The 6264-nt window shown below is 49.2% G+C and carries 7 protein-coding genes and 2 pseudogenes; all 9 read left to right on the forward strand.

Annotated features, from left to right (window positions below; translation table 11 throughout):
* Nucleotides 1–25: 25 nt before the first annotated feature.
* Nucleotides 26–121 (forward strand): annotated as a pseudogene (locus R2K26_RS15240) (AAA family ATPase); the annotation flags it as partial.
* A gap of 9 nt (nucleotides 122–130) precedes the next feature.
* A complete protein-coding gene (gene aph(3')-IIIa, locus R2K26_RS15245) occupies nucleotides 131–925 on the forward strand; it encodes an aminoglycoside O-phosphotransferase APH(3')-IIIa (RefSeq protein WP_001096887.1) in 795 nt (264 codons plus the stop codon).
* A 292-nt stretch (nucleotides 926–1217) separates the two neighbouring features.
* A pseudogene (locus R2K26_RS15250) lies at nucleotides 1218–1424 on the forward strand (hypothetical protein); the annotation flags it as partial.
* A gap of 290 nt (nucleotides 1425–1714) precedes the next feature.
* Entirely contained in the window at nucleotides 1715–2962 is a 1248-nt protein-coding gene (locus R2K26_RS15255; RefSeq protein ID WP_015517767.1) for a plasmid recombination protein, read from the forward strand.
* A gap of 415 nt (nucleotides 2963–3377) precedes the next feature.
* On the forward strand, nucleotides 3378–4829 hold the full coding sequence (locus R2K26_RS15260; RefSeq protein WP_199488597.1) for a hypothetical protein: 1452 nt from the start codon (nucleotides 3378–3380) through the stop codon (nucleotides 4827–4829).
* A gap of 255 nt (nucleotides 4830–5084) precedes the next feature.
* Nucleotides 5085–5351: a type II toxin-antitoxin system RelB/DinJ family antitoxin gene (locus tag R2K26_RS15265; protein WP_033119556.1), complete on the forward strand. Its 267-nt coding sequence runs from the start codon at nucleotides 5085–5087 to the stop codon at nucleotides 5349–5351.
* Nucleotides 5344–5622: a type II toxin-antitoxin system YafQ family toxin gene (locus R2K26_RS15270; RefSeq protein ID WP_021632616.1), complete on the forward strand. Its 279-nt coding sequence runs from the start codon at nucleotides 5344–5346 to the stop codon at nucleotides 5620–5622. Before R2K26_RS15265 ends, R2K26_RS15270 begins: the two co-directional genes overlap by 8 nt.
* A gap of 33 nt (nucleotides 5623–5655) precedes the next feature.
* Entirely contained in the window at nucleotides 5656–6138 is a 483-nt protein-coding gene (locus R2K26_RS15275; RefSeq protein WP_076917214.1) for a hypothetical protein, read from the forward strand.
* A gap of 39 nt (nucleotides 6139–6177) precedes the next feature.
* The coding region (locus tag R2K26_RS15280) for an AAA family ATPase (protein ID WP_177820130.1) at nucleotides 6178–6264 on the forward strand (87 nt) is incomplete at its 3' end.

Here is a 6264-nt window from a genome sequence, read left to right on the forward strand (position 1 = left end):
CGGAAGTTGTGGAGGTAAAATATAGATGAATCAAGGTAGAATTATTGTAATCACAGGTGCGCCGGGGACAGGAAAAACTACAACGGCATCTGCTGTTGCAAAAGAATCAGATTTGGAAAGGAAATAATAAATGGCTAAAATGAGAATATCACCGGAATTGAAAAAACTGATCGAAAAATACCGCTGCGTAAAAGATACGGAAGGAATGTCTCCTGCTAAGGTATATAAGCTGGTGGGAGAAAATGAAAACCTATATTTAAAAATGACGGACAGCCGGTATAAAGGGACCACCTATGATGTGGAACGGGAAAAGGACATGATGCTATGGCTGGAAGGAAAGCTGCCTGTTCCAAAGGTCCTGCACTTTGAACGGCATGATGGCTGGAGCAATCTGCTCATGAGTGAGGCCGATGGCGTCCTTTGCTCGGAAGAGTATGAAGATGAACAAAGCCCTGAAAAGATTATCGAGCTGTATGCGGAGTGCATCAGGCTCTTTCACTCCATCGACATATCGGATTGTCCCTATACGAATAGCTTAGACAGCCGCTTAGCCGAATTGGATTACTTACTGAATAACGATCTGGCCGATGTGGATTGCGAAAACTGGGAAGAAGACACTCCATTTAAAGATCCGCGCGAGCTGTATGATTTTTTAAAGACGGAAAAGCCCGAAGAGGAACTTGTCTTTTCCCACGGCGACCTGGGAGACAGCAACATCTTTGTGAAAGATGGCAAAGTAAGTGGCTTTATTGATCTTGGGAGAAGCGGCAGGGCGGACAAGTGGTATGACATTGCCTTCTGCGTCCGGTCGATCAGGGAGGATATCGGGGAAGAACAGTATGTCGAGCTATTTTTTGACTTACTGGGGATCAAGCCTGATTGGGAGAAAATAAAATATTATATTTTACTGGATGAATTGTTTTAGTACCTAGATTTAGATGTCTAAAAAGCTTTAACTACAAGCTTTTTAGACATCTAATCTTTTCTGAAGTACATCCGCAACTGTCCATACTCTGATGTTTTATATCTTTTCTAAAAGTTCGCTAGATAGAGTTCTATATTAGAGATGTAAAGAGTTTTGGTGAAGAGGTTTGTGAGTATGGCTTTTATAACCAGGGTGCAATGAGAAGCACTAACAGCAGCTAGCTTAAGAACGCATAGGATATACTTTTTATGGAAGTCACAGAGGAGGAATAAAATTTGAACAGGATTAACAGAGTAAGGAAGAAACCTTGAAGCGAGCTGTTGAACGCTCAAAGTTAGACCGAAAGACAAATATCGAATTGGTAGAAACCATGTGGGAGCAATTTTCCAATTTGGGAATCTATGAATTAAATGTTATAGATACAACTACGCATTCAATCAAAGATACTGTTTCAGCAGTAAAAGAAAAAATAGTAAGCGGTACGGCTTTACTATTTTAGACAACTTCCAGTTTATCGGTGGGATGAAGGTCGGGGAGCCGTCCGCAGACGGCAGGGGCAGCGCCCCTCCGGAGCTGGCAGAGCAGCAGGCACGAGCCGGCAGTGAAGCAGCTCCGGCAACCCCTCCCCTTTAGGGGCGCAAAGCACTTTCACACCGCTGCACCGATGGGGTGGCGGTGTGAAAGTGCTTTTGCGTTACTTTCTCACCAGAAAGTAACAAAGAGGTTGTTTTTAGCGGAAATTTATGATAAAATAGAGGACGGAAGAATAAGCGGAAAGGGGGCGATTTTATGGGAGTTACGATTTCGGGTATGACAGGTGCAGGGAGCATCCGGCACAACAACCGCAGCTTCTCAGCGGCGAATGTAGACCGGAGCCGGACGGAGCAGAACATTGTTTTCTGCAACGAGGATCTGAAGCAGGTCTATCATATGGTCTTTGATGAAGCTCTCGCAGCCTACAACGCAAAGAAAACCAAAACGAGAGATAAGATACCGGACTACTATGAGCATATCCGGCAGAGTAAACAGGAAAAGCTGTTCCATGAAGCGATCTTCCAGATCGGCAACATGAGCGACTGTGGGTGCGGTACGCCGGACGGAGAACGGGCGGCGGCAGCTCTGAAAGATTTTGCGGAGTCTTTTGCAGAACGCAACCCCCATCTGCGGGTGTTCAATATGGTGCTGCACATGGACGAGGCAACGCCCCATCTCCATGTCGATTTTATCCCTGTGGCAACGGAGCAGTCAAGAGGACTTTCTACAAGGGTATCTATGAAACAGGCATTGAAGCAGCAGGGGTTTGTCGGTGTCGGCAGAAAGCAGACCGAATGGGCGGCGTGGATGGAACGGGAGAAAGAAGCTCTGACGGAGATCGCCCAGCGGCACGATTTTGAAATTATCTCTCTCGGCACGAACAGACCGCACATGGACTTGCCGCAGTTCAAGGAAGCGGCTGCGAGGCTGGAAGCGGTGCAGCAGCAGACAGCGGCAGTAGAGCGGGAGGTTGCTGAGCTGGAACGGCAGCGGGACGCTCTGAAAGGCACTGTGCGGCTCTTAAAGGAGGCTGACAGGGTAAATGCACCCCTGCATGATATTCAGCCGGAAAAGACGCTCACAGGGGCAGTAAAGGGCGTGACGGTGGATCAGGTCGAGCAGCTAAAGAAAATGGCACTGCGCAGCGTGACGGATCGGCACAAGGTACAGGAGCTGACGGAGGAAAACACCCGTCTGCGGTCACAGGTGCCGTCCATGAAGAAGCGGCTGGAAGAAGCGCAGCGGCAGCAGAGGCTTGAACAGGAAAACCGGAGGCTGCGCGATGAAAACTATTATCTGCAATCCGAGCTGCAGGAGGAACGCAGCTTCACCGAGCGTCTGACGGACGGCATCGGTCGGATGCTGGACTTCTTGGAAGAACACTTGCCGGAGCGTCTGCGTCCTCTGCTTGAAAAGGCGAGGGAGCTGCTGCCCGATCCGGAGATTGGACAGCAGCAGGAGCAACAGCAGCACCAGCGAGGAATGGGCGGCATGGAGCTGTAAAAGAAGCCTGTCCGGAGGGCTTGAAAATCTCTTTCGGACAGGCTATAATAACAACTGAAAATAGGGAATTGCTGTATTGATAATCTAAGCCCCCTGTAAGGGTACTCCCAACCTATATTTTTTCTCTCTGAAAGGGAGAAAGTCGGAGGGGAAAAGGGGGGTGAGCGGAGGGGTGTTGGAAGTGTGGTAAACCTCGTTAGAGGTTTTCCAAGCCACTGTGGTAAACCCATCGGGTTTTCCATAGTGGCGGCACTTTCAATGCCCCGCAGCGAGGGGGAAAAGGGGGAGGTGACTTTCTCTTTAAGGCGGCGTAGCCGCCGCTCTTTTGCTCCCCCTTTTCCCCCTTCCCGCCCGCAGGCGATCCCCGCCGCAGCGGATTTTCTTTTTGGTACTTTTTCTTTTGTGAGGTGGTAATATGACCGAGAATTATCGAGGCTGCTACGAGTATTTGAGCGCACAATATCCGGAGGTCGGAGGCTATGAGTTTTATAAAGAGCTGTTTCCGGACAATGAGAACTCCGGAGAACGGCACACGGATTTTTCCCATCCGAACGCTGTGTATCTGTATCGGGACGAACAGAGCGAGGATAAGAAGCTCCGGCGCAGGAAGATGTATAACGACACATGGGAACAGGATTACATGGAGTTTGTCGAGGGGAACAGCCTTACTTTGTGCAGCGGTCTTGCATATCGCAGAAAGGAGAACAGGCTGGAGAACGCCCAGCGGATGTATGCTCTGATCTTCGATCTGGATGGCGTAGGTCTTGCCGAGCTGCGCAACCTCTTTCTGCGCTTTGGCGGCGATCCGGAGCGAGTGCGCCGGTTGCCGATGCCGACTTTCCTTGTTCTGTCGGGGACAGGGCTGCATATCTACTATGTTTTCCAGCAGCCGATTGACCTATACCCGAATATAAAAATTCAGCTTAAAAGTCTGAAATATGACCTCACTTTCCGGCTATGGGAGTATGGCAGCACTTCGCAGGTCAAGGCGATCCAGTATCAATCCATCAATCAGAGCTTCCGCATGGTGGGCAGCATCAATGACAAGCATGGGACGGAGCTGGTCGCTTTCCGTACCGGAGAACGGGTAACGCTGGATTATCTGAACGCCTACGCAAAGCCAGAAAACAGGGTGGATGTCAATAAGCCTTTCAGCCCATCCAAAATGACACGAGCTGAGGCGAGGGAGGCATATCCGGAGTGGTATGAGCGTGTTGTTGTGAGAGGCGAGAAAGGACGCAAGAAGTGGGATATTGCCGGAAAGGTGCATGGTGATGATCCGTATGCGCTCTACCATTGGTGGCTGCGGCAGATCGGAGAGATAAAGGGCGGGCATCGGTATTTCTTTTTGATGTGCCTTGCTATCTATGCTTACAAATGCGGTGTGTCGAAGCAGCAGCTCCGGCAGGATATGAAAGAGGCTTTTGATGATCTGCAGATGGTGAAGCATGAGAACGCATTGACCGAGGAAGATATACGGAGTGCGCTGGAAGCCTACGACAAGGAGTATTACAATTTCACGATTTCCGATATTGAAGCTCTGACCGATGTTCGCATCGAGCGCAACAAGAGGAATGGTAGATCACAGAAAGAGCATTTGAAAAGAGCAAGGGCGGTGCAGGAAGTGGATTATCCTGGCGGCACATGGAGAAGAAAAGGGGCAGAAGAAAAGAAAGCGCAAGTCTATGCGTGGCGGCAGGAGCATCCAGAGGGACGCAAGGCCGATTGTCATAGGGACACCGGACTTGATCCGAAAACGATCCGCAAATGGTGGGACACCGTACCGGAGGGGCATATAACGGTCAAAATACGCCCATCACAGGCTTTGAGCGATCTGTTGGTGGAGGAATTTAAGAAAGGGCTGTAAACGCCCCAGAAACGCCCTACAAGGCGTTTTCGGGGCGGGTAAGGGTTTTTATATTACCCCACCGAAAACGAGGCTTGAAAACCGCGCGAAATAAGGCTTTTTCACCCCCTAAATGTACACGCTGCGGTGTTAGCATATAGAAAGCACTGTTCATAGAAAAGTTGCAAAAAAACATTTGCAATGCACTTGCAAATGTCACGAATATTGAATATAATATTAGTGCAAGCTAAAAATGACGAGGAAAGGAGTGCTATTATGGCTAAAGGAAATATGACGATAAGAATGGAGCCGGAGCTGAAAGCACAGGCGGCAGCTCTCTTTAAGTCCCTCGGAATGGATTTGAGTACGGCAACGGGTATTTTTTATCGACAGGCACTTAGGTGTCATGGACTTCCCTTTGAAGTCAAGGTTGACGAGCCGAATGCTGTTACCTATGCGGCGATGGAGGCGGCAGAAAAGGGAGAGGATATGTATGGTCCGTTTGATAGCGTTGCAGATCTGATGGAGGCGCTGAATGCTTAAGCCGGAGTTTTCGGGGCAGTTCAAACGAGATTACAAGCTTGCGATCAAGAGAGGCTGCGATCCGAAGAAGTTGGAGGAAGTGATCACGCTGTTGTGTAACGAGCAGCCGTTGCCGGAGGCGTATCGAGATCATGCTCTCACTAATTCCAGAAATTATAAGGACATGAGAGAATGTCACATCGAGCCGGACTGGCTGTTGGTCTATAAAGTTGTTCGGCAGACTTTGATTTTGAAATTGATAAGGACGGGATCTCATAGCGATTTGTTTTGAGATTAACTCCGGATGAAAGAGTGGTGATGATATTTGGCGGGTGTAATAACGGAAATTGCAATAGAATGTGGCGTGTCGGAACAGGCAGTTCGTGCATGGTGTAGGCGAAACCATGTTGCGAAAGATGCGAAAGGAAGTTTCGCAATCAGCGAAAGTCAAAAAACCGCCATATATCAGCATTATTTAGGTGTTGAACGAAAGCAAGTTTCGCAACAGGCGAAAGCAAGTTGCGAAACTTGCGAAACCACTTTGATCGCTATGCTGCAGGGAGAATTAGACCGGAAAAGCGAGCAACTTGCTGTAAAGGACAAGCAGATCGAGGAACTGAACGCAAGGTTGGCGGAGGTCAGCTCGGCGTTGGTGACGGCACAGCAGACTGCGGCAGCGGCCCAGGCTCTCCATGCTGGGACAATGCATCAGCAGCTTCTTTCCGGCAAGTCCGGAGCCGATCAGCCGGAGCGTGAGACAGAACCGGTTCAAAAGCGTAGCTGGTTTAGTAGGTTCTTTGGGGACTAAACAGAACGACAAATCGGAAGTTGTGGAGGTAAAATATAGATGAATCAAGGTAGAATTATTGTAATCACAGGTGCGCCGGGGACAGGAAAAACTACAACGGCATCTGCTGTTGCAAAAGAATCAGAT

The organism is Neglectibacter sp. CSJ-5, from assembly GCF_032490475.1.
GTDB lineage: Bacteria > Bacillota > Clostridia > Oscillospirales > Acutalibacteraceae > Hominenteromicrobium > Hominenteromicrobium mulieris.

Bases quoted from the DNA above. Each gene is read 5' to 3' on its own strand.
- R2K26_RS15265 (WP_033119556.1), top strand. From the start codon at position 5,085: ATGGCTAAAGGAAATATGACGATAAGAATGGAGCCGGAGCTGAAAGCA.
- R2K26_RS15255 (WP_015517767.1), top strand. From the start codon at position 1,715: ATGGGAGTTACGATTTCGGGTATGACAGGTGCAGGGAGCATCCGGCAC.
- R2K26_RS15270 (WP_021632616.1), top strand. From the start codon at position 5,344: ATGCTTAAGCCGGAGTTTTCGGGGCAGTTCAAACGAGATTACAAGCTT.
- R2K26_RS15260 (WP_199488597.1), top strand. From the start codon at position 3,378: ATGACCGAGAATTATCGAGGCTGCTACGAGTATTTGAGCGCACAATAT.